This is a genomic window from Cryptosporangium arvum DSM 44712 (assembly GCF_000585375.1).
In the GTDB taxonomy this organism is placed as follows: Bacteria; Actinomycetota; Actinomycetes; order Mycobacteriales; family Cryptosporangiaceae; genus Cryptosporangium; species Cryptosporangium arvum.
In genome coordinates this window covers 1,469,196-1,487,169 of sequence record NZ_KK073874.1, presented here as the reverse complement: position 1 = coordinate 1,487,169, position 17,974 = coordinate 1,469,196, and the positions used below count along the sequence as shown (strand labels likewise).

Genomic DNA, 17,974 nt, shown 5'->3' with positions numbered 1-17,974 from the left:
GCCGGTCGGACGAGCCGACCCCGTGGAACTACTTCGGCCAGCTCTTCTCGACCGAGTCGAGCGCGGGCTTGGTGGCCTCGCCGTTCAGCCAGGCGACCATGGCCTTCCAGAACGAACCGGCGCCCACCGAACCGGGCATCTGGTCCGAACCGTCGAAGCGGAAGACCGACTTCGGGTCCTGCAGGATCTCGACCGACAGCTTGTCGATCGGGCTCTTCAGGTTGTTCGCGTCCAGGCCCTTGTTGGCGCTGATCCAGCCACCCTCACCGATCTTGGCCCGGCTGTTGGCCCACTCCGGCGTGGAGAGGTACTCCTGCACGGCCTGGACCTCCTTGCGGTCCGCGAACGCACCGACGAACTCACCGGCACCGAGCACCGGCTTGCCCTTGGCGGGGTCGATCGGGGGCAGGTAGAACGCGAACACGTCGCCGTCAGCGGCCACCGTGGTGCCTTCCGGCCACTGGTTGCCGTAGAAGGACGCCTGACGGTGCAGCGTGCACTTGTTCTCGAGGATGGGCAGGCCACCCTCCTGGAACGACGTGGTCACGATGCTCTTGACGTCGCCGTAACCACCGTTGACGTACTTCGGGTTCTTCAGGATCTTGCCGACCTGGTCGAGGCCCGCCACGATCGGCGCGGAGTTGAACGGCGTGGTGTGGTTGACCCACGCGTCGTACTCCTCCGGCGTACCGGTGCGCAGGAGGACGTCCTCGAGCCAGTCGGTGGCCGGCCAGCCGGTGGCGTCACCGGACTCGACGCCCGCGCACCACGGCTTCTCGCCGGTTCCGGCGATCTTGTCGGAGAGGGCGATCAGCTCGGCCCACGTGGTGGGGACCTGGTAGCCCTTGTCCTTGAACGTCTTCGGCGAGTACCAGACGAACGACTTCACGTTCGCACCGAGCGGCGCGGCGTAGAACTTGCCGTCGACCGTGCCGTACTTGATCCAGTCCGGCGAGAAGTTCGCGTCGGCGCTGGTCTTGACGGCGGCCGGAGCCGGCTTCACCTTTCCTTCCTTGGCCAGCGAGGCCAGCAGGCCCGGCTGGGGGAAGAACGCGAGGTCAGGAGCGTTGCCACCGTCCACACGGACGTTGAGCTGGGCCTCGAACTCACCGGAGCCCTCGTGCTCGATGGTGATACCCGTGCAGTCCTCGAACTGCTTCCAGGATTCCTCGAGCCGGTCGGCCTCGACGTCACGGATCGACGAGTACGCCGTCACCGTGGCGTCTTCCTCGACGGCCCACTTCTTGTAGGGCTCACACTCGGCGGAGTCCTTGTCCGCCCCGGAGCCGCTGGTGCTGCAGCTCGCGAGGAGAATCACCGTCCCCACCGCTGCCACAGCCCCTGTGAAGGCTCGTCGGCGCGGCACACCAAACACCATCGTTTGCAACCTCCTTCTTGACGAGGGATGCGTGTCGCACAATGACCGCTCCACCGGTCACCGTGTGAGCTACGCCTCGATCCCCCGGGCGGTATGGCGATGAAAGCGCTTTCTTAACTCCAGCGCAACATCCCTGGGATTCAAACAGGTAACGATCCGGAAGCAGCTAACTCCGGCCCTGGTAGACCGAGGTTCCGACGCCGGGAAACTGAATCGATAGAGCTGGCCCGGTCGTGAATGATGGGCCTCCTTACGGGGCACAGCGGGTGATCGACCGGACCCGAACGGTCCGGATAGCCCAAGTCGGTGGTCTAGCCTCGGCGAACGCCCGATAGGATGACGGCCGTACGGACAACCCGAGGGGGTTCCGCCCGTGTCGGATCGCACTTCGATCGTCGTCGTCGCCAACCGATTGCCAGTCGATCGCGAGGTGAGAGCCGACGGTTCCGTTCATTGGCGTCCCAGCCCGGGAGGCCTGGTCACGGCGCTCGAGCCGGTGATGCGCAAGCGGCAGGGCGTCTGGGTCGGCTGGTCCGGTGACGCCGGCGACGCGCCCGAGCCGTTCGAGGCCGACGGCATCCAGATCCATCCGGTGCCGCTCTCGCACCGCGAGGTCGACTCGTACTACGAGGGCTTCTCGAACGCCACGCTCTGGCCGCTGTACCACGACGTCATCGCCGAGCCCGAGTACCACCGCAGCTGGTGGGACGACTACGTCACGGTGAACCGCCGCTTCGCCGACGCCGCCGCCGAGGCCGCGCCGGACAATGCCGTGGTCTGGGTGCAGGACTACCAGCTCCAGCTGGTGCCGCAGATGCTCCGTGAGCGGAGGCCGGATCTGCGGATCGGGTTCTTCCTGCACATCCCGTTCCCGCCGCAGGAGCTGTTCATGCAGCTGCCGTGGCGCACGCAGGTGATCCGCGGGCTGCTGGGCGCCGACCTGATCGGGTTCCAGCTGCCCGGCGGGGCGGCGAACTTCCTGCGCCTCGCCCGGCGGCTGATCGACCTGAAGCCGCGCGGCAGCGAGGTGGACTTCGAGGGCCGCACGGTCCGCGCCCGGTCGTTCCCGATCTCGATCGACTTCGCCAGCATCGACGCGATCGCGCGCGAGGAGCGCATCGCCAAGCGCTCGGCCGAGATCCGGGACGAGCTCGGCCACCCGAAGACGATCCTGCTCGGCGTCGACCGGTTGGACTACACCAAGGGCATCGCCATCCGGCTCAAGACGTTCTCGGAGCTGCTCCAGGACGGCTCGGTGAGCGTGCCGGACGTCGCGCTGATCCAGATCGCGACGCCCAGCCGGGAGCGGGTCGAGCACTACAAGGTGCTGCGCGACGAGATCGAGCTCCAGGTCGGGCGCATCAACGGTGACTACGGCAACGTGGGCGCGCCCGCGGTGCACTACCTGCACCAGTCGTTCAGCCGTGAGGAGCTCACCGCGTTCTACCGCGCGGCCGACGTCATGCTCGTCACCCCGCTGCGTGACGGCATGAACCTGGTCGCCAAGGAGTACGTCGCGTCCCGGGTCGACCACGGCGGCACGCTGATCCTGAGCGAGTTCACCGGCGCGGCCGCGGAGCTCAAGCAGGCCTACCTGGTCAACCCGCACGACATCGACGGCGTCAAGGAGCGCGTGCTGCAGGCCATCAACGCCGACCCGGCCGACGCGCGCCGCCGGATGCGCCGTATGCGCAGGCAGGTCGCCGAGCACGACGTGTCGCGCTGGGCCGCCGACTTCCTCCAGGCGATGGGGATCGAGGCATGACGCTGCGGGACGCGATCGCTCGCCTGTCCGCCGTCGAGACCCTGCTGGTCGCCACCGACTACGACGGCGTGCTCGCGCCGATCGTCAGCGACCCGGCGAAGGCGTTCCCGCTGCCGGCGGGCATCGACGCGCTGCAGGAGCTGGTGACGCTCCCCCGCACGTCGGTGGCGTTGCTCTCCGGGCGCGCGCTCGTCGACCTCGCCCGGCTTTCCGGGCTGGGCGGCGAGGCGCTGCTGGTGGGTACCCACGGCGTCGAGTTCGACGACGGGTTCGCGATTCCGTCGGAGGCCGCCGACCTGCGTGCGCGGCTGCTCGCCGAGCTGGGTTCGCTCGTCGGAACGGTGCCGGGCGCGGCGCTGGAGGAGAAGATCGCCAGCGTCGCGGTGCACGTCCGCAACGCCGATGCCGACGCCGGGGAGAAGCTTCTCGCCGGCGTGGCGGCCGGGCCGGGGAGCTGGCCGGGTGTCCACTCCACGGCGGGCAAGAAGGTCCTCGAACTGGCCGTCGTCGAGACCAGCAAGGGCACCGCGCTGGACGTCCTACGCGAGCGCACGGGCGCCGACGCGGTGCTGTTCGCCGGCGACGACGTGACCGACGAGAAGGCGTTCGCGGTGCTGCGCCCGGGTGACGTCGGGGTCAAGGTCGGTCCGGGCGAGACGGCCGCGGAGTACCGAGTGGACGATCCCGAGGCGATCGTCGCGATGTTCGCGCTGCTCTCCGAGGAGCGACGGCTGCACGTCGGGACATAGGTCGGCCGCCCGGACGAACCGGGCGGCCTCATGCCGTGGTCGGGAGAGCCCGGGTGGCGGCCCGGCCTAGTCTCCCGACGACGGCGTCAAGCTTCCGTGCGTGAGGCGGTCAGCCTCTCAACGCCACCGGCGGTGGTGGTGACCACGCCAGTGACGGTGGTGGCGGCCACCCCAACCCCAGTTGTCGCCACGGCCCCAGTAGAAGCCGGGACGGCCGTAGTAGTAGTAATCGCCACCGCGGTAGTAGTCACCGGCCCAGGGGTAGTCCAGGTAGTCCGGGTACTGGCATCCGTAGACGGGTGCGTACCCGTCACAGATGACGACGATGGCGGCCTTCTTGGCGGCCGGAGCGGTGCTCTGCGTCGCGGCCGACGCGGGGGCAGCCACGCTGGCCAGGCTTGCGGTCGCTACGCCCGCGAGGACGAGCCCGCGCATGAACTTGGAAGACAAGGCGAAAGAGCTCCTTTCGACTGGATGGCGAATGTCGGCAGCAGCACGGAACGGTTGCGAACACGGCGAATACTGACCGTTCGACCTGGGATTCCGTGCTGTGCGAGCGATACACACCGGTGGTCACCACCACACTGGACGGCGGCGCGGCCCCGGGTTCGTGCCCTTAGGAGTATGCCTTCCCGAAAGGGACAAAGCAACGCAAAACGCACTCGCCCTCACGCCGCTTGATCGGCTCCACAAATGGGACGTATCACTGTGCGACGCCGTCGCGGGAGCGGACGACGATCGCCGGTCGACCGGCCATAAGCGAGCATCCCTTGTTACTAAGGGTAACCAAACCTTGAGCGGTCAGCCCTGGACGCTCGCCGGGAGGGCGGAGGCGAGTGCCGTCAGACGCGCCCCGATCGTCACGACCTCGCCCACGACACAGATCGCCGGGTGCGACAGGCCGGCCGCGAGCGCGTCCGACGCGACCGTGCCGAGGGTGGCCAGCACCTGACGCTGCGACCCGGTCGTACCCTCCTGGATCACCGCGGCCGGAGTGTCCGCCGCCCGGCCGTGGGCGATCAGCGCGGCGGTGATCGCCGGCAACCGCTCCACGCCCATCAGGATCACCAGCGTGCCCTTGAGCCGCGCCAGCGCGGACCAGTCGACGAGCGACCGCGGGTCCTCCGGAGCGACGTGCCCGGACACCACGACCAGCTCGTGCGCGACCCCCCGGTGCGTGACCGGGATCCACGCCGACGAGGGCACCGCCACCGCCGAGGTCACCCCCGGCACCACCTCGACCGGCACCCCGGCCGCGAGGCACGCCTCGAGCTCCTCGCTGCCGCGGCCGAACACGAACGGGTCGCCGCCTTTGAGCCGCACCACGAACCGCCCGGCCTTGGCCCGCGACACGAGCGTCTCGTTGATGGCCTCCTGCGCCATCGCCCGCCCGTACGGCACCTTCGACGCGTCCACGACCTCGACGTGCGGCGGGAGCTCGTCCAGCAGCAACTGGGGCGCGAGACGGTCGGCCACCACGACCTCGGCCTGGGACAGCAGGCGCCGCCCGCGGACCGTGATCAGCTCCGGGTCGCCGGGGCCGGCCCCGACGAGCGCGACACCCGGCACGGGGCCGCGGCCGCGCTGCGGAGCGGCGTCCAGCGAACCGTCGTTGAGGCGGTCGACGAGCGCGTCACGCAGCAGGGCCGCGCGCCGCGGGTCGCGGTCCGCGTGCACCGCGACCGTGAGGTTTCCGTGCCGCCCGACCGCCGGTGTCCACGCGGAGGCGTCCGAGCCGTCGTCGGCGCGGGCGCAGAACGTGTGCGCGGCCTCGGCCGCCTCGGCGACCGCCGCGTTGACGGCCGGGACGTCGGTCGCGGCCATCACGTACCAGGCGCCGTCGACGTCACCCGCGGTGTACTCGCGCGGTTCCCAGCGCAGCCGCCCGGCCGCCGCCAGCGCGTCCAGCGCCGGCGTCACCTCCGGCGCCACGAGCACGATCTGCGCACCGGCGTCGAGGAGGGCGGGCACGCGCCGCTGCGCGACCGTGCCGCCGCCGACGACCAGGACGCGCCGTCCCGTCAGCCGCAATCCGACCGGATACGTCACTGCTTCTCCGTCACACCGGCCGAGTCGAACGTCGCCACGTCACGCAGTGCGCGCACGCCGGCCTGCACGAGCGGCAGAGCGAGCACCGCACCGGTGCCTTCGCCGAGCCGCAGCGAGAGGTCGACGAGCGGCGTCAGGCCCAGGTGGTCGAGGGCCACCCCGTGGCCGGGCTCGGTGGACCGGTGGCCGGCCACGACGGCGTCCAGGCAGTCGGGGGCGAGCGCGGCGGCCACCAGCGTGGCCGACCCGGCGATCACCCCGTCGAGGATCACCGGCACCCGCCGGGCCGCCCCGCCCAGCACCAACCCGGCGATCGCCGCGTGCTCGAGGCCACCCACCGCCGCCAGGACGCCGATCGGGTCGTCGGCGTCGAGGTCGTGGCGGGCGAGTGCGCGGCGCACGACCTCCGTCTTGTGGGCCAGCGTCTCCGCGTCGATCCCGGTGCCCGCGCCGGTCACCGCGGCGGCGTCGGCGCCGGTGAACGCGGCCACCAGCGCGGCCGACGCGGTCGTGTTCGCGATGCCCATGTCGCCGGTGAGCAGAGCCCGGTGCCCGGCGTCCACCAGTTCCCCGGCCACCGCGATCCCGACCTCGATCGCGGCGATCGCCTCGTCCCGCGTCATCGCCGGCTCGACCGTCATGTCCCGGGTGCCCCGGCGCACGTTGCGCTCCAGCAGGCCGGCACCGGCCGCGGGCGCGACAGCCACGCCCACGTCGACGACGGTCACCGCTGCCCCCACCTGCGCCGCGAACGCGTTGACGACCGCACCGCCGGCCAGGAAGTTCGCCACCATCTGGCCGGTGACCTCCTGCGGCCACGGCGTGACGCCCTGGGCGTGCACGCCGTGATCCCCGGCGAACACCGCTACCGCCGCGGGTTCGGGCAGCGGAGGCGGGCACTGCCCGGCCAGCCCGGCGAGCCGGATCGAGAGGTCCTCGAGCACGCCCAGCGAACCGGCCGGCTTCGTCATCCGAGCCTGGCGGTCACGCGCCTGCGCGGCGGCCGCGGCATCCGCCGGACCGATCGCCGCAACGGTGGAGCTCAACAGGCTCATCAGGTGGTTCCTCCCAGGGCCGTTCCCTTAATCGTGCACCGCGCCACTCCGTAACCGCGCCCGCCCTCCCCACTCCGCGCGCACGCACGTGGCGCAACCCTCAGCGCGCCGCCGCGAGCGCGCTCAGGAACCGGTCGGTGGTGACCCGGTCCCGGACCGCGACCCGGAGCCAGTCCGGCCCCAGCCCGGGGAACGTATCGCCCCGGCGCACCGCCCACCCCGACCGGCGCAGCCGCTCCCGCAGCGCCGCCGCCCCCGGGGTCTCGATCAGCACGAACGACGACGCCGGCACCCCGTGCACCCGCACCCCCGTCACCGCGCGCAGCCCCGCCAGCAGGTACTCCCGCTCGTCGGCGAGCGCGGCCGCGAACTCGTCGGCGGCGGCCACCGCCCGCGCCGAACTGCACGCCACCGCGGCCGCCAGAGCCGGCGTCGACACCCCCCACAGCGGCTGCGCCTCCCCCAGTGCGCCGACCAGCCCGGCCGGCGCAAGCACGTACCCGACCCGCAGCCCGGCCAGCTGCCAGGTCTTGGTCAGGCTCCGGACGACGACGAGCCCGGGGAGCTCCCGCCGCCCCGCCACCGACTCCGGCTCGCCCGCGATCGTGTCCGCGAACGCCTCGTCCACGACGAGCGTCCGCCCCGGTCGCGCCAACGCGGCGAGCGAAACCGCCGGATGGAGGACCGACGTCGGGTTCGTCGGGTTGCCGATGACGACCAGATCGGCGTCGTCGGGCACCAGGGCCGGATCGAGCACGAACCCGTCCGCGGCCCGCAGCACGGTTCGTGTCACGGCGTGCCCCGCGGCCAGCAGCGCCGCCTCCGGCTCGGTGAACTGGGGGTGCACCACCACCGCCCTGCGGGGTCGCAGTACCCGCGCCAGCAGCACGAATGCCTCCGCGGCCCCGGCGGTCAGCAGCACCTCCTCCGGTGGCCGACCGTGCCGGGCCGCCACCGCCGCCCGTGCTCCGGTCTGATCCGGGTAGGCCGCCAGGTCCTCGAGCGACTCCCGCACCGGCCCCGCCAGCCAGCCCGGCATCGCCCCCTGCCGCACGTTCACCGCGAGATCGACGAGCCCGGCCTCGCGTACCTCGGCGTCGCCGTGGTGCCGGAGATCAACCACTGTGTCGGGCGATCGCCACCGTCACGGTCGGCGACGTGCGCTTCGGCACGACGAGTGCGCCGGTCGGCCGGCCGGTCGAGTCGAGCAGCGCCGAGGCCTCGGCCACGCTCGCCGTGCCGGCCACCTCGCCGACCAGCGCGGAGGGCGTCGGTACCAATACCTGCGCGAGCCGCGCGGCCGGCCACGTCACCAGCCGCCAGCCCCGGTCGGCGGCGACGGTGCGGATCCCCGCCTCCGTCCCCTTCGCCTCCACGGTCGCGAGGTGCGCCACCTCGTGCGCCCCGATGCGTGCGGCCGCGAGCGCCTCGTCGACGAGCGCGCTGACCTCCGCGGCGGACACCCCGGCCCGCGCACCGACGCCGACCACGTAGACCGCTAACGGCTTCACTGTGCTCCACTCCGAACGCCGGTCCGCCGCGCGGGGACCAGCACCGATGACAGGTACGGCGCGGTGCTGCCGTCGGCGGAGGCCAGCGGCCGCACCTCCTCGCCCGGCAGGCCGAGCCGCGCTCCGTAGAGCGCGCCGTGCAGGCGTCCGGCGCGCCGGACCGCTTCCTTCACGCCGATCAGGTGCCGCCCGCTCTTGTAGACGACGACGCTGCCCGGGCGGTCGAGCACGTCGGAGAGACCGCCGACGCCGGTGCCGAGCGGCAGCAGCGTGAGCGACTCGCCGTGCTCGACGAGCGGGACCCGGCAGCGGCTCGCCAGGTCCTGCGCGGCGGTGACCCCCGGGACCGTCTCGACCGCGACCTCCGGCAGCAGCCGCCGGATCGCCTGTGCGAGCTGGGTGAACGCCGAGTACACGTTCGGGTCGCCGATCGTCGCGAACACCGCCGAGCCGCCGGGACCGACCGACTGCAGGAAACGGGCGACGACGTCGGCGGCCCCGTCGGGATCACCGGCCGTGAACACGAGCCGCTCGAGCCGATCGTGGTCCACGTGCGTACGCACGGTGAGCTCGGCGTAGCCGGTCTCGTCGGCGGAGAGCACCGGCACGTAGACCCGGTCGGCCGCGCGCATCACCCGCACGGCCTTCACGGTGACCAGCTCGGGATCGCCCGGGCCCACACCGACGCCGATCAGCTTCATGCGACGCTCCTCCGCCGGTGGTCGGGGCCGTCCCACCCGGCCCGGCTCGACCACCCGCCGTGAGAACTCATGATCCGTCGCGATCCGGCGCAGACGCCGGACCGTCGCTCCGCGACACGCGGGGCAAACTTCCCGAATCGCCGTTTTTGTCGGCCGTCGCGATGTCATTCCCGTCAGCGGTGGTGCCGTTCTCCTTCATCGACGCCACACCTGGTGCCACCGCCTCGTCGGTGCCCTCGTCGCCATCGGCCCTCCGGTCGGGCCCGATCCCGGCGGCCTCGTGCGCCGCATCGTCGGACCCGGCGCCGTTCTTCACGGCGTCCCGCGTGCCGCTCTTCACGGCGTCGCGCGTGCCGGCTGCCACGGCGTCCTGCTCGGCACGCGTGCGGGCGGCGGCGGCGTCGGCCTCCGCCCGGGCCCGGGCCGCAGCCGCGTCCGCCGCTTCCCGGTCCTCACCGGATCCACCCGCCGGCACCACCGCCGTGGGCGTCTCGTCGCCGGCCGGCTCGATAGCGGTCGGGGTCGGGGTCGGCTCGACCGCGGTCGGGGTCGCCGCCGGCGGCTCGATAGCGGTCGGGGTCGGTACGGCCGGCTCGACCGCGGTCGGGGCGGGGGCCACGGCCGTCGGGGCGGCCGAGGCCGGGTCGGCGGGGGTGTCGATCTTCGTGGGGGCGGGGTCGGCGGACGCGGGCGGTAGCGCGCGCGGAGCGTCGACCAGGGTGTTCGACGGACCGGCAGCGACGGCGGGCAACGCACGACGCTGCAGGCGCGCCGCCGCATCGACCAGCCGGCGCGCGATCACCGGATGCGCGGCCCAGTGCAGGTGCAGGTAGGACGCGTGAATCCCGTCCTGCACGAACCCCTCCGGCGGGCGCCCCTGCCACTGCCAGGCCGGCCGCGCCCCGGCCCGCGGCTCCACCTGCGTGCGGTGGAACACGTGCCCGTGCACCCGCGTCCCTTCCGGCAGCAGCTGCGAATCCGAGATCGCCACCGCACTCCGATAACCGAGCGTGAGGTTGGGCGTCATCCCCGCCTCGGCGTCGAGCACACCGCACATCGGCTTGCCGTCCAGCGACTTGGTCAGCCAGAGCAGCCCGGCGCACTCCGCGGCGATCGGCGCCCCGGACGCCGCCAGCTCACGCACCGCCTTCTTCAACGGCTCGTTCGCGCTCAGCGCCTCGGCGTGCACCTCGGGGAACCCACCCCCGACGACCAGCCCGGCCGCACCCTCCGGCAACGACTCGTCGTGCAGCGGGTCGAACCGCGCCACGACCGCCCCGGTGGCTTCCAGCAGCTCGACCGTCTCGGCGTAACCGAAAGTGAACGCCGCTCCGGCGGCGACCGCGATCACCGGACGCTCCGACACCCGGCCGCCGACCGCTTCGGACGGCGACCACGGGTCGGCCGACACCGGCGGAGCCGACCGCGCGAGCCACAGCAGCCGGTCCAGGTCCACGCTCTCGGCGACGATCCGCCCCATCGCGTCGACGGCCTCGGTCGCTTCCTGGCTGCGCTCCGCGACCGGCACCAGGCCCAGGTGCCGCGACGGCGTCGAGATCGCGTCGCGCCGACGCAACGCCCCGAACACCGGCGTGCCGATCTCCTCGCACGCGTCACGCAGGATCTTCTCGTGCCGCTCGGAGCCGACCCGGTTGAGGATCACCCCGCCGAGCCAGACGCTCGGCTCGTACGTGCGGAACCCGTGCACCAGCGCGGCGACCGACCGGCCCTGCGCCGACGAGTCCACGACGAGCACGACCGGCGCCCGGAGCGCGGCCGCGACCTGCGCGGTCGAGCCGAGGTCACCGTGCCCGACCGCGCCGTCGTAGAGGCCCATGACGCCCTCGACGACCGCGAGGTCGGCACCGGCGGCACCGTGCGCGAACAGCGGGCCCATCAGGTGCGGGCCGACGAGATACGGGTCCAGGTTGCGACCCGGCCGCCCGGAGGCCAGGGCGTGGTAGCCGGGGTCGATGTAGTCCGGGCCGACCTTGTGCGGACTGACCCGCAGGCCACGCGCTTTGTACGCGGCGAGGAGCCCGGTCGCGACGGTGGTCTTGCCGTGGCCGGACGCCGGGGCGGCGATGACGAGGCGGGGGACGACGGTCACCACTCGATTCCCTTCTGGCCCTTCTGCCCGGCGTCCATCGGGTGCTTGACCTTCGTCATCTCGGTGACCAGGTCAGCAGCTTCGAGAAGGGACGGATGGGCATCACGGCCGGTGATCACGACATGTTGGCTGCCGGGGCGGTTCCCCAGCGTCTCCACCACATCATCGACGTCGACCCAACCCCACTTCATGGGATAAGTGAACTCATCCAGGACATACAGGCCGTAATTTTCGGCAGCCAGATCACGCTTGATCTGCTCCCAGCCTTCGGCCGCGTCGCGCGCGTGGTCCTGCTCGGTGCCCGCGCGCTGGATCCAGGACCAGCCTTCGCCCATCTTGTGCCAGGTCACGGGCGCGCCGGTGCCGGTCTGCGCGTGGTACTCGCCGAGCGCGGTGAGCGCGTCCTCCTCCCCCACCCGCCACTTCGCACTCTTCACGAACTGGAAGACGCCGATCGGCCAGCCGGCGTTCCAGGCCCGCAGCGCGAGCCCGAACGCCGCCGTGGACTTGCCCTTCCCGGGGCCGGTGTGGACGGCCAGGATCGGGCGGCGGCGGCGCTGGCGGGTGGTGAGGCCGTCGTTCGGGACGGTGGTCGGTTTGCCCTGCGGCATCAGGCTGCTCCCCTCGCGACACCGGCCAGGTTGTCGGCGTTCAGTTCCTCGAGCCGGAACGCGGTGGCCCCGAGGTGCACGGCGAGTTCCTGCGCGAGCCCCAAGCGGATCGGCCCGTTCTCGCAGTCGACGACGACGGACGCGGTGCCCTCGGCGGCCAGGTACGCGGCGGCGCGGCGGGCGGCGGCTCTGGCGTCCGGACCGTAGGTGGCCCGGCCGTCGGTGACCACGACGAGCAGCGGACGTCGGTGCGGGTTACGTCGTCGCTCGATCTTCAGGACCTCGGCCGACTTGACGAGCCCCTGGGCGAGCGGGGTCCGGCCGCCGGTCGGAAGCTCCTCGAGGCGGCGCGCGGCCACTTCGACGCTGCCGGTGGGCGGTAGCGCGAGCGTCGCGGTGTCCCGCCGGAACGTCACCAGGCCGACGGTGTCGCGACGCTGGTAGGCGTCGAGCAGTAACGACAGCACCGCGCCCTTGACCGCGGCCATCCGCTGCCGCGCGGCCATCGAACCGGACGCGTCGACGCAGAACAGGATCGTGTTGCTCTCCCGACCGCGGCGGACGGCGGCGCGCAGGTCCTGCTTCTCGAGCCGGAGGCCGGCGGTGCGTCCGCGGGCTTTCTGGTGCGGCGCCGCCGCCAGCAACGTCGCGATCAGGTGGACGTCGGTCACCGGGCCGTCGGTGCGGGTGGAGCGCACCACGCGGCCGCGGCGGGCCTCGGCCTGCGAGCGGCGGCCGGAGGCGTCGGACTGGGAGCGCCCGATGCCGGGCACGGTGAGCAGCTTGGTGCGGTACGGGTTGGTGGCGCGGACCGCGGCTTGTTCGGCGGCGGCGAGCCGGCGCGGCCGATCGTCGGTGTCGTCGTCGGCGGCCCGGTCGGCCGGGGCTTGCGGTCCGGACGGAGGCGGGCCGTCGTGCGGTGCGCTCGGGGCCGCGTCGGGCTGACGCCGGTCGGGGCCGCCCTGGTTCGCGTCGGCCTCGGTCGCGTCGCTGTCGGTCGCGTCGCCGTCGGCTTGACCACCGTGGTCCGGGTCGTCGTCGTCCGGGCCGCCGTCGTCCGGGCCGCCGGGGTCGTCCGGCCCGCGGCCCGGGTCGTCGTCGGGGTCGTCGTCCGGGTCGTTGTCGGCGGCTTCCTGCAGGGCCTTGTCGAGCTGGTCCTGGTCGAGGCCGGGAGCGTCGAACGGGTTGCGCCGGCGGCGGTGCGGCAGGGCCAGCTCGGCGGCGCTCCGGATGTCGTCGTCGGTGACGTGGTCACGCGCGTGCCAGGCGGCCAGCGCGACGGCCGTCCGCGCGGTGACGAGGTCGGCCCGGAGCCCGTCCACGTCGAAGGCGGCGCACACCGCACTGATCCGGCGCAGGGCGGCGTCGCTCAGCACGACGTCGGCCAGCCGGGCGCGCGCCTCGACGATGTGGCCCGCCAGTTCCGCGTCGTGCTCGGCCCACCGGGCCGCGAAGCCCTCCGGGTCGGCCTCGTAGGCCAGCCGGCGGCGCACGACCTCGGCCCGTTCCGCGGGGTCGCGGCTGGCGGTGACCTCCACCGTGAGCCCGAACCGGTCGAGCAACTGCGGGCGGAGCTCGCCCTCCTCCGGGTTCATCGTGCCGACCAGCAGGAACCGGGCCGCGTGCCGCACCGAGACGCCGTCGCGCTCGACGTACGCGCGGCCCATGCCGGCCGCGTCGAGCAGCGTGTCGACCAGGTGGTCGGCGAGCAGGTTGACCTCGTCGACGTAGAGCACGCCCCGGTGCGCGGCCGCGAGCAGCCCGGGCTGGTAGGCCCGCACGCCTTCGGTGAGCGCCCGCTCGAGGTCGAGCGCACCCACCAGCCGGTCCTCGGTGGCACCCACCGGCAACTCCACCAGCCGGGCGGGCCGGCTCTCGGCGGTCACGTCGGCGTGGGGGCCATCCGGGCACTGGGGGTCCGGAGAGGCGGGGTCGCAGGCGAAGCGGCAGCCGGCCACCACCGTGACCGGTGGGAGCAGGGCGTGCAGCGCCCGGACCACCGTCGACTTCGCGGTGCCCTTCTCGCCCCGGGCGAGCACACCGCCGATTGCCGGCGAAACGGCGTTGAGCGTCAACGCCAAGCGCAGGTCGTCCAGCCCGACGACCGCGGAGAACGGATAGGGCGGAGTCACCCGCCGATCACGCACGAGGGCATGCCAGGATCCTTCCCGCGGGTGTCCGCGCCCGCGTGTGCGATGGCCTGCGAGCAGGCTCGCAGGGAGCGGACGCAGTGTCCTGGCTCCCGGATCGAAGCGTGTCCTCGGCCTTCCAGCCGTTACCGGCCGTGACCGTTGAGTGAGGTCGGCTCCCCGGTGACAGTGGCGGGACCGCGCCGGATTCTCACCGGTCTTCCTGCCCTCCGCTCGCGGTAACTCTGACTCACCACGCGCCCGCCGTCAAAGGCGCGAGACGTGCGTCACCGCCTCAGAGCCGCAGCGACGCGGACTCACGCCGGGCCGCGGCCAGCTCCGCTTCCACCTCCTCGTCGGTGAGCTGCGGGAACGAACGGTAGTGGTACCCGACGGCCCGGAACTCCGGCGGCGCGGCGACGCACACCACCGCGTCGGCCTCGGCGCCGAGCATCGCCACCGCCTGCGGCGCGCACACCGGTGCCGCGAACACCAGGTGGCCGGGCCGCAGCACGCGCAGTGACCGCAGCGCGGCCCGCGCGGTGGCCCCGGTCGCGAGCCCGTCGTCCACCACGACCACGGTGCGCCCCGTCACCACCGGCGCCGGCCGTCCGTCGCGGTACCGCTCGGTGCGACGCACCGCCTCGGCGCGCTCGCGCTCCACGTCGGGCTCGAGTTCCTCCAGCGTGAGGCCCACCTGACCGAGCAGTCCCCGGTCGAAGAGCGCCGGCCCGTCCACGGTGACCGCCCCGACGGCCAGCTCGCGGTGCCACGGCACCCCGATCTTCCGCGCGACGACGACGTCCAACTCGCCGTGGACCGCGGCGGCCACGGTGCGTGCGATCGGAACACCACCGCGCGGCAGCCCCAGCACGAGTGGCACCTCGTGCTCCTTGAGATGGTCGGCCACGGCGACCGCCAGCGCACGGCCCGCCTCGGCCCGATCAGCGAAGTAGTCCGACATATGACACCTCCGGATACCGGTGATTACCCGGCTTCCCCAGGTCACACGCCTCCGAGACCACGTTCCCGAGCCAGGAGCAACGCCTCCGCCCGGCTTGGCACCCCGAGCTTCGTCAGCATGTTGGCGACGTGGTTCCGCACGGTTTTCGGACTCAGGACCAGCCGCCGCGAGATCGTCGTGTTGTCGTACCCCCGGGCCACCAGGTCGAGCACCTCGCGCTCACGGTCGGTGAGTTCGGGGAACGGCACCGGCCCGGCGGTGCGGGCGCCGGACAGGTAGCTGATCGCCCGCGCGGCGACCTGCGGACCGAGAATGACCTCGCCGTTCGCGACCGCCCGAACGGCCCGCTCGACCTCGGCCGGCGTCGCTCCTTTGAGCAGGTAGCCACGAGCACCGGCGCGGACCGACGCGACGACCGACTCGTCGTCCTCGAGCATCGTGACGACGAGGACACGCAGGTCGGGCCACCGCCGGATCAGTTCCCGGGTGGTCTCGACGCCGGAGTCGCCACCCAGATGCAGATCCATGATCACCACGTCGACGCCAGGGCCGGGGTCCGTACCCGAGCCGGAGCCGAGGTCGGGCGTGGGGCCGGAGCCGACACCAGGGCCGGGGCTGGTGCCCGAGCCGGAGCCGGGGCCGGGGCCGGGGCCGGGGCTGACGCCAGGGTCGGAGCTGACGCCAGGGCCGGGGCTGACGCCAGGGCCGGGGCCGGAGCCGGAGCTGACGCCAGGGCCGGAGCTGACGCCAGGGCCGGAGCTGACGCCAGGGCCGGAGCTGGTGCGAGGGCCGGGGGCGGGGCTGGTGCCGGGGCTGATCGCGGCTAGGGCCTCGGCTCGGGAGGCTGCCTGCGCCACCACCTGGATGCCGTCGAGGCTGCTCAGCAGGGCTGCCATCCCGAGCCGGAACACCGGGTGGTCGTCTACGACCGCCACCCGGATGACCTCGCCGGGGCGCGTCACGGCGCGGCCAGCGGCAGCACGGCAGTGATCCGGGTGCCACCGGTCGGGGCTGGCCCGACCTCGAACGTGCCGCCCTGTTCCTCCGCACGTTCGCGCATGGAGCGGGTCCCGACACCGGGCACGGCGTCGGGCCGCACCCCCGTGCCGTCGTCCTCGACCTCGATCCGGAGCTCGTCCGCGGCCGCCACGACCTCGACCGAGCAGCCGGACGCGTCGGCGTGCCGGGCGACGTTCATCACCGCCTCCGCGACGATGCCGTACGCGGCGCCGGCCGGCGTCGGTTCGAGCGCTTCGGTGCCCGCGCAGCGCACCCGCACGTCGAGGCCGCCCTCCGCGTGCCGGGACGCGAGCTCGGCCAGCGCCGCCTCCAGTCCCAGCTCGTCGAGGATCGGTGGCAGCAGGTTGTGGGAGAGCGCGCGCACGTCTTCGACGCGTCCGTCGAGCTCGTCCTGGAGGGCGGCGAGCAGCGTGCCCGCGGCTTTCGGGTCGCTCCCGATCAGGTTTCGTGCCCCCTGCAGACCGAGCCGGATGCCGGCGAGCGACGGCCCGAGACCGTCGTGCAGCTCGCGCCGGATGACCCGCCGCTCCTCCAGCCGCACGGAGGTCAGCCGCGCTCTGGCGTCGGCCAGATCCTGGGACGCTCGGGCGAGCACGACGCCCGCCGCCACGACCGACGCGAGCTCGTCGAGCGAGCGCAGCGCGCGAGCATCGAGCGCCTCACCGGGCGGAGCGGTGAGGCGCAGGACGCCGACCTCGGAGCCGCGGTGACGCAGCGGCACCAGCAGCGGCGACGCGGTCGGCGAGCCCCAGGACGCCGCGGGCACGCCCTCGACCTCGAGCGCCACCGACTCCAGGCGCAGCGCGTGCCCGACGCTCTCGACCAGCCCGTCGAGCAGCTCCTCGGGGCTCTGCGCGCCGCCGAGGTGCCGGCCGAGACGACGCACGGCCCGTTCGGGCTCGGCCGCGTCGCCGTAGACCAGTCGCCGGACCCGGCCCTGCAGCCAGAGCCGGGACGGTTGCACCGCGACCGCGACGACCGCGGCGGCCACGATCTGGGCGATGCCGTCGCCGGGGAGCAGCCGGGTGAGCACGGCGGTGACCGCGACGTAGACGATCACCAGACCGACGGTGAGCAACCCGCCCAGCACGGCCCGGCTGATCGCCAGGTCCAGCCCCCACATCCGCTGACGCAGCACCGCGACCAGGATCGCCGCCGGAAACACCGCTTGGGCGGCGAGGTGCAGCACCGGGGTGAACCAGATCGGGGCCGCGACGACTCCGACCAGGGCCAACGGTAGGAACGAGAGTGCCATGAGCGCGGTGCCGGCGGCGAGCCAGCCGAGGCCGACGCGTTCGCCGGCGGGGCCGCGGAACCGGCGCCGGGTGACGTCGGCCGCCGCCAGTAGACCGACGGCGACGGACGCGGTGGCCAGGACGACGACGGGGCTCGGGGATTCGGGCTGCGTCAGGTTCACGCCGAGGAAGCCGACGCTCACCGCACCGCCCAGGCTGACGCCGGCCCGGCCGATGCGGTCGAGCGGATGATCACGCACGAGCCAGGGCACGACCAGGAAGATCGCCATCGTGCCGGGCACCCAGCCGACGCTGATCAGGTTCGCGGCCAGGCCGGTGCCGGGCAGTGACCGCTGCGCTCCGAGCGCGGCGTAGGCCATCGCGAGCGCCGAGACGCCACCGCCCAGGGCCATCAGCGCGACCAGCCACGGCACCGGGTGCCGGCGGCGGGAGAGCGTCAGCCCGGCGACCGTTCCGTACACGGCGGCCACCGTGGCGTCGACGGTGAAGAACCAGAGCAGTTCGTTCACCGGTGGCCGGGCCGCGAGCAGCAGTACCGCCGAGCCGACCGCCAGCAGCCAGGCCAGCGCCGTGACCGCGGCCGCCACCCGGGGCGTGCCGTCAGTGCCCGGGCCGGCGTTCTCGCTGGCCAGGGCGCTGACAGTGGCGGTGGTCACGGTCGATGACCGTACCGTCG

General features: G+C 73.3%; 13 protein-coding genes, 2 pseudogenes and 1 riboswitch. Of the genes and pseudogenes, 2 read left to right on the top strand and 13 right to left on the bottom strand.

Annotated elements, in window-relative coordinates:
* Positions 1 to 28: 28 nt before the first annotated feature.
* Positions 29 to 1,378, bottom strand: a complete 1,350-nt coding sequence (locus CRYAR_RS06825) for an ABC transporter substrate-binding protein (protein ID WP_035849156.1) — start codon at positions 1,376 to 1,378, stop codon at positions 29 to 31.
* 373 nt (positions 1,379 to 1,751) lie between these two features.
* Between CRYAR_RS06825 and CRYAR_RS06820 the strand changes: the two genes are divergently transcribed.
* Positions 1,752 to 3,143 carry an alpha,alpha-trehalose-phosphate synthase (UDP-forming) gene (locus tag CRYAR_RS06820; protein WP_035849154.1) on the top strand — a complete coding sequence of 464 codons (1,392 nt, stop codon included), beginning with the start codon at positions 1,752 to 1,754 and terminating at the stop codon, positions 3,141 to 3,143.
* Positions 3,140 to 3,892, top strand: a complete 753-nt coding sequence (gene otsB / locus CRYAR_RS06815; protein ID WP_035849152.1) for a trehalose-phosphatase — start codon at positions 3,140 to 3,142, stop codon at positions 3,890 to 3,892. Before CRYAR_RS06820 ends, otsB begins: the two co-directional genes overlap by 4 nt.
* 117 nt (positions 3,893 to 4,009) lie before the next feature.
* Here the strand turns inward: otsB and CRYAR_RS06810 are convergent, their stop codons facing one another.
* From CRYAR_RS06810 to CRYAR_RS06755, 12 genes and pseudogenes are all read right to left on the bottom strand, one after another.
* The gene (locus CRYAR_RS06810) at positions 4,010 to 4,342 is read right to left on the bottom strand and encodes a hypothetical protein (RefSeq protein ID WP_211247302.1); all 333 of its coding nucleotides are present in this window, start codon (positions 4,340 to 4,342) and stop codon (positions 4,010 to 4,012) included.
* Between the two features lie 351 nt (positions 4,343 to 4,693).
* Positions 4,694 to 5,941 carry a uroporphyrinogen-III C-methyltransferase gene (cobA, locus tag CRYAR_RS06805; RefSeq protein WP_051569853.1) on the bottom strand — a complete coding sequence of 416 codons (1,248 nt, stop codon included), beginning with the start codon at positions 5,939 to 5,941 and terminating at the stop codon, positions 4,694 to 4,696.
* Positions 5,938 to 6,990, bottom strand: a complete 1,053-nt coding sequence (gene cobT / locus CRYAR_RS06800; RefSeq protein ID WP_342673856.1) for a nicotinate-nucleotide--dimethylbenzimidazole phosphoribosyltransferase — start codon at positions 6,988 to 6,990, stop codon at positions 5,938 to 5,940. Before cobT ends, cobA begins: the two co-directional genes overlap by 4 nt.
* Positions 6,991 to 7,096: 106 nt before the next feature.
* On the bottom strand, positions 7,097 to 8,119 hold the full coding sequence (gene cobC, locus CRYAR_RS06795) for an Rv2231c family histidinol phosphate aminotransferase CobC (protein ID WP_035849146.1): 1,023 nt from the start codon (positions 8,117 to 8,119) through the stop codon (positions 7,097 to 7,099).
* Positions 8,112 to 8,507 carry a cobalamin biosynthesis protein gene (locus tag CRYAR_RS06790; RefSeq protein ID WP_035849144.1) on the bottom strand — a complete coding sequence of 132 codons (396 nt, stop codon included), beginning with the start codon at positions 8,505 to 8,507 and terminating at the stop codon, positions 8,112 to 8,114. Before CRYAR_RS06790 ends, cobC begins: the two co-directional genes overlap by 8 nt.
* A complete protein-coding gene (gene cobI / locus CRYAR_RS06785) occupies positions 8,504 to 9,208 on the bottom strand; it encodes a precorrin-2 C(20)-methyltransferase (RefSeq protein WP_035849142.1) in 705 nt (234 codons plus the stop codon). The genes CRYAR_RS06790 and cobI overlap by 4 nt, the downstream gene beginning before the upstream one ends.
* A 778-nt stretch (positions 9,209 to 9,986) precedes the next feature.
* A pseudogene (locus CRYAR_RS49445) lies at positions 9,987 to 11,318 on the bottom strand (cobyrinic acid a,c-diamide synthase CobB); the annotation flags it as partial.
* Positions 11,315 to 11,929: a cob(I)yrinic acid a,c-diamide adenosyltransferase gene (cobO, locus tag CRYAR_RS06775; protein ID WP_035849140.1), complete on the bottom strand. Its 615-nt coding sequence runs from the start codon at positions 11,927 to 11,929 to the stop codon at positions 11,315 to 11,317. The gene cobO and the pseudogene CRYAR_RS49445, both read right to left, overlap by 4 nt.
* Positions 11,929 to 14,061: a putative cobaltochelatase gene (locus tag CRYAR_RS06770; protein ID WP_035849138.1), complete on the bottom strand. Its 2,133-nt coding sequence runs from the start codon at positions 14,059 to 14,061 to the stop codon at positions 11,929 to 11,931. The genes cobO and CRYAR_RS06770 overlap by 1 nt, the downstream gene beginning before the upstream one ends.
* Before the next feature lie 96 nt (positions 14,062 to 14,157).
* Positions 14,158 to 14,284, bottom strand: a riboswitch (cobalamin riboswitch).
* A gap of 69 nt (positions 14,285 to 14,353) precedes the next feature.
* Positions 14,354 to 15,022, bottom strand: a complete 669-nt coding sequence (locus CRYAR_RS06765; RefSeq protein WP_035849136.1) for a phosphoribosyltransferase — start codon at positions 15,020 to 15,022, stop codon at positions 14,354 to 14,356.
* 41 nt (positions 15,023 to 15,063) lie between these two features.
* A pseudogene (locus tag CRYAR_RS50610) lies at positions 15,064 to 15,564 on the bottom strand (LuxR C-terminal-related transcriptional regulator); the annotation flags it as partial.
* 416 nt (positions 15,565 to 15,980) lie between these two features.
* Positions 15,981 to 17,954 (bottom strand): histidine kinase, encoded by a 1,974-nt coding sequence (locus CRYAR_RS06755; protein WP_051569852.1) that lies wholly within the window; start codon positions 17,952 to 17,954, stop codon positions 15,981 to 15,983.
* Positions 17,955 to 17,974: the final 20 nt, after the last annotated feature.

What these genes read in the sequence shown, in the direction of transcription:
- CRYAR_RS06825 (WP_035849156.1), bottom strand. Translation starts at nt 1,378, where the DNA reads ATGGTGTTTGGTGTGCCGCGCCGACGAGCCTTCACAGGGGCTGTGGCA.
- otsB (WP_035849152.1), top strand. Translation starts at nt 3,140, where the DNA reads ATGACGCTGCGGGACGCGATCGCTCGCCTGTCCGCCGTCGAGACCCTG.
- cobI (WP_035849142.1), bottom strand. Translation starts at nt 9,208, where the DNA reads ATGAAGCTGATCGGCGTCGGTGTGGGCCCGGGCGATCCCGAGCTGGTC.
- cobO (WP_035849140.1), bottom strand. Translation starts at nt 11,929, where the DNA reads ATGCCGCAGGGCAAACCGACCACCGTCCCGAACGACGGCCTCACCACC.
- CRYAR_RS06765 (WP_035849136.1), bottom strand. Translation starts at nt 15,022, where the DNA reads ATGTCGGACTACTTCGCTGATCGGGCCGAGGCGGGCCGTGCGCTGGCG.